Origin of the sequence: Shewanella sp. POL2 (assembly GCF_000282755.1) — a bacterium.
Classification (GTDB): domain Bacteria; phylum Pseudomonadota; class Gammaproteobacteria; order Enterobacterales; family Shewanellaceae; genus Shewanella; species Shewanella xiamenensis.
In genome coordinates, this window is the sequence record NZ_AKZL01000160.1 from 1 (window position 1) to 4,101 (window position 4,101).

Consider the following 4,101-nt stretch of genomic DNA (forward strand, 5'->3'; position numbering starts at 1 on the left):
AATCGCGTGCAAACCACCTTAATGAAGCAACTCGCCCTGTATGTGGTGCTCTATAGCCCAATCCAAATGGCCGCCGACTTGCCACGCAATTATCAGAAACATCTAGATGCCTTCCAGTTTATCCGCGATGTACCAACAGACTGGTATCAAAGTATCGCACTGGCTGGCGAAGTGGGTGATTATGTGGTATTTGCCCGTCAGGCCAAAGATCAACAGGATTGGTACTTAGGCGCGCTGACCGATGAAAATGCCCGTCAGATCAAGGTTAAACTGGGTTTCCTCGATCCAAACAAACACTATCAAGCCCAGATCTACCGCGATGGTGCAAAAGCCGATTGGAAAACCAATCCCTATGATTATGTGATTGAAACCAAAGAGGTCAGCGCCAAAGACAGCCTAACCTTAGCCCTCGCCAGCAGTGGTGGCACAGCGATCCGCTTTAAGGCTCTTTAAATTAAGCAAAGTAATAGGGCGACCAAGATGGTCGCCCTATTAGGTTTGCAATGCGATTAATTTAACCTGAACTCGGGATAACGAGTGTCGAAAAGTCTAAATTTAACAAACAAAATCAATGTCATAGATGATTATTTTGAATAAAAAAATCTTTTTCCCGACTGAATGCGCAGATTTTTGCGCATATCAAGGCGCTCTGTCGTACGCCATAGCGAGCTATGGTGAGACAGAGCAACGCAGAGAGGCTCGAAAAGATGCCTATTCAGCGGCGCTACTTATCCCGAGCTCAGGTTAATTTAAGGTCAACGCCACAATTTTAAGGGGATGATTATCATCGAATGACGGAAAATCCTCATGGGGATCGAGCCAAGTGTGATCAATCACACCTCGGCCTTGTTTTTCAACGCAGCGAACTAGACTATCAAACCAATCTTGACGGTCTACTTTGGCGACATTATTGCAACACACTATGGTGCCACCAGCCTTGGTTGATAATAATGCGGGTTTAAATAACCCTTGGTAATCATTAACTAAATCGACAATCCCGAAGGCACTCTTGGCATAACGAGGCGGATCAAGAAATACCAAATCAAATTGGGTTTGCGGCAATTTGGGGTAACTGGGTAATTTTTGGTTGCGGCGCCCTCCCACACTTAAACCAGCTAATTGGCGCAAAGCCGGAAACGCATCACTCTGCACAAACTCACATACCTCTGACACTTGGTTTAATTCGGCATTAGTTCGCCCTGCGGCGAGTGCAAAGGAGGAAAAGTCGACATTCACAACCCGTTCTGCGCCGCCCATGGCCGCAGCAGTGCCGATACCACAGGTGTAAGAAAACAAATTCAGTACGGTTTTATCTTGACTGTGTGCACGCACATATTCGCGGCCAATACGCATATCAAGAAATAGCAGCGGATCTTGTCCTTCGTGGCGTAGCTTAGTGGTAAATTTAATCCCATTTTCCTGCATCACCAACTCGGCACTGGCAATATCATCCAGTTCAGGGCTTAGCGCATTGAGCACCCGCGAATGGCCAGCGGAGCGGTCGTTATACACTACCGGCAGGGCTACTTCTTGGGTGAGCACGTCCACTACTTCAGCTAATTCCTCAGCGGTTAAGGTGTGGTGAAAACTCTGCACTAACCAATTATCGCCGTAGCGATCGACATTCAAGCCACTGACACCTTCGACCGTGCCATGGAACACCCGAAAACAATCGGTATGATCTTGTTCTGCTTGTAGTAAAAAATCATGGCGTTTAGCTAAAGCCGTCGATAACAGCGTTTGAATAGACATAAAAAGCGGGACTCATACAGCGGAAACCTGCGTAAGGTTTCAAGGGGAAAACGGCATGATAGCAAACTCAGCGACAAAATATCGGATAAATTCCCCCAGTATCCAATTACAGACTATGCAAGCGGAGCCGTTTTAGCTTAAGGCACTAAGTGAGGCAGCCCCTTTGGCTCACCCCTTCCCTTAGCGCCTACACCATTAGTAGCCGCAAACGACACCACTAGACTATGTCACTAAAACGATGCCTGATAAACGGGATAATCGATATAGCCAGCTTCACCGCCGCCATACAAGGTAAGCCTTGCATCCGCATCAAACTCGGTTAATGGCCAGTCATGGGCAAAGCGCGCGACTAAATCCGGATTGGTCACAAACGGCGTGCCAAAGGCCACAAAATCAGCATAGTGTTGGTCGAGTAAACGCTGAGCAGATTGCTTGGTTAATTTCCCCGCCACCATTATAGGATGTTGATACACACTGCGCACTTGCTGACGAAACGCGTCAGACACTTCCACATAGCGCGAGATGTTTTCAGAAAAATGCACATAGGCAAGATTCATCGGTTGTAGGTGTTGTAGCAAGGCGAGTGTTAATTGGATGATGTCAGGGTTGTCACCGGTAAATCCCTCGCCAATATGGGGAGATATCCGCACAGCGACTCTCCCTGATCCAATGGTCTGTGTAAGGGCTTGTAAGGTGTCGACTAAAAAACGCAACCGATTTTCTTGGCTGCCACCGTAGCGATCTTGCCGTTGATTACTTTCTAAGCGCAAAAAAGTATCAAATAAATAGCCATGGGCTGCATGCACTTCAACCCCATCAAAACCGGCTAACATCGCGTTTTGTGCTGCTTGCACAAAATCGCTGGTAGTCGCTTGGATGTCTTGTTCGCTCATCGCCTTTGGCTGCTGGGTTTCAATCATGCCAAAGCCACCTTCAGGCAATGGACCAAATACCTGATCGGGTATTTTTATTGCCGATGGCGCAAGAGGCTCAGCGCCAGACACACTCGAATGGCTGCGACGACCAACATGCCAGAGTTGGATAAATATTTTCCCACCTTCTTGGTGCACCGCTTCAGTGACTTTTTTCCAGCCTTCAATCTGTGCTGGAGTATAAATCCCTGGGGGTCATTGAATAGCCTCTCGCCACCGCTGATACGGGTGCGCCTTCGGTAATAATCAATCCTGCGCTTGCTCGCTGGCGATAATAGGTGGCCATCATCTCGTTCGGAATATCCCCCGGCTGAGTACTACGTGAGCGAGTCATTGGAGCCATCACAATACGGTTTTTGGTTTCTAACACATGACCTTTGAATGCCTTGAACATACTTTCCCCTAGGCTTGATAAGTTGGATAGTCAGTTAACCCTTTTTCGCCACCACCAAACAGCGTTGTTGGGTCATGCTCAGCCAACGGATAGCCGTGTTTTAGCCGCTCGGGTAAATCCGGATTGGCAATAAAAGGTCGTCCAAAACCAATCATATCAGCCAGACCATCGTTAATAGCTTGCTCCGCTGTGTGAGCGTTGTATCGTCCGGCATAAATCAGCACGCCCTGATAAGCCTCACGCAATGCTTGTTTGAATGAGCGTGGCGTATCAGGTGCATCATCCCAATCCACCTCGGCAATATGTAGATAAACAATGCGATGTTTGTTAAGTAACGCAGCGGCAGCTGTATAGGTCAAAATCGGGTCCGCATCCACAGTACCATTGAGGGTCGTAAGGGGCGCTAAACGCACACCCACTCGCTCAGCACCAATAGCATCGACCAATGCCGTAACCACTTCGTCTAAAAAACGTAGGCGATTTTCAAGGCTACCGCCGTACTCATCACTACGGTTGTTGGCTTCGGAATCAATAAATTGGTTGATCAAATAGCCATTAGCGGCGTGGAGTTCAATGCCATCAAAGCCAGCCGCCATAGCATTGAGCGCTGCTTGACGATAATCGGCGATCACTTGCGCAATATCAGCCTTCGTCATTGCCCGAGGCGCAACGACATCAACAAAACCAGGTTCATCAGTGCCGTTATCGACAAACACTTTTACGTTTTCCGCTTTTAATGCGGATGAAGAAATCGGTTGTTGCCCACCAATATTGTCAGGATGGGTGACTCGGCCTACATGCCATAACTGAGCAAAAATCACTCCGTTCTTGGCATGAACTGCCTCAGTGACGATACGCCAGCCCGCGATCTGTTCGGGAGTATAAATACCAGGAGTCCAAGCATACCCTTTTGCAGTTGGAGAAATCTGTGTGCCTTCAGAGACAATGAGCCCCGCACTCGCACGCTGAGCATAATAGGTTGCCATCATATGATTGGCCACATCGCCTGGCTGACTGGCTCTT

At 48.2% G+C, this 4,101-nt stretch carries 5 protein-coding genes; 1 reads left to right on the forward strand and 4 read right to left on the reverse strand.

Annotation, left to right across the window (positions count from 1 at the left end):
* Nucleotides 1-453, forward strand: a 453-nt coding sequence (locus SHEWPOL2_RS21620; RefSeq protein ID WP_037431610.1) for a glycoside hydrolase family 97 C-terminal domain-containing protein, incomplete at its 5' end; no start/stop codon positions are given.
* A 291-nt stretch (nucleotides 454-744) separates the two neighbouring features.
* Here the strand turns inward: SHEWPOL2_RS21620 and SHEWPOL2_RS21625 are convergent.
* The 4 genes from SHEWPOL2_RS21625 to SHEWPOL2_RS21635 form a co-directional block, all read right to left on the reverse strand.
* Nucleotides 745-1,752, reverse strand: coding sequence for a class I SAM-dependent methyltransferase (locus tag SHEWPOL2_RS21625; RefSeq protein WP_037431613.1), 1,008 nt, complete (start codon nucleotides 1,750-1,752; stop codon nucleotides 745-747).
* Between the two features lie 230 nt (nucleotides 1,753-1,982).
* The gene (locus SHEWPOL2_RS21630) at nucleotides 1,983-2,822 is read right to left on the reverse strand and encodes an alkene reductase (RefSeq protein ID WP_345769636.1); all 840 of its coding nucleotides are present in this window, start codon (nucleotides 2,820-2,822) and stop codon (nucleotides 1,983-1,985) included.
* A gap of 25 nt (nucleotides 2,823-2,847) precedes the next feature.
* Entirely contained in the window at nucleotides 2,848-3,078 is a 231-nt protein-coding gene (locus SHEWPOL2_RS23400; protein WP_345769637.1) for a hypothetical protein, read from the reverse strand.
* Between the two features lie 8 nt (nucleotides 3,079-3,086).
* Nucleotides 3,087-4,101: alkene reductase (locus SHEWPOL2_RS21635; protein ID WP_037431615.1), on the reverse strand; the 1,015-nt coding region annotated here is incomplete at its 5' end.